This is a genomic window from Avibacterium volantium (assembly GCF_049366555.1).
GTDB classification, from domain to species: Bacteria; Pseudomonadota; Gammaproteobacteria; order Enterobacterales; family Pasteurellaceae; genus Avibacterium; species Avibacterium volantium_A.
This window is the reverse complement of record NZ_JBMMGT010000091.1, coordinates 1-214: the sequence shown is the minus strand read 5'-3', so window position 1 is coordinate 214 and position 214 is coordinate 1. Positions and strand designations below refer to the sequence as shown.

Here is a 214-nt window from a genome sequence, read left to right as displayed (position 1 = left end):
TGAAGAACCTATCATTGTTTACTGAATAAAATAGGTAAACAAGGCGAACCGGGAGAACTGAAACATCTAAGTACCCCGAGGAAAAGAAATCAACCGAGATTCTGTGAGTAGCGGCGAGCGAAAGCGGAGGAGCCAGTAAGTGATAGCATGTGATTTAGGAGAATTAGCTGGGAAGCTAAGCGACACAGGGTGATAGCCCCGTATCTGAAAAATC

General features: G+C 44.9%; 1 rRNA gene. It reads left to right on the top strand.

Annotated features, from left to right (window positions below):
* Nucleotides 1–214 (top strand): 23S ribosomal RNA (locus ACLS0A_RS11125); the annotation flags it as partial.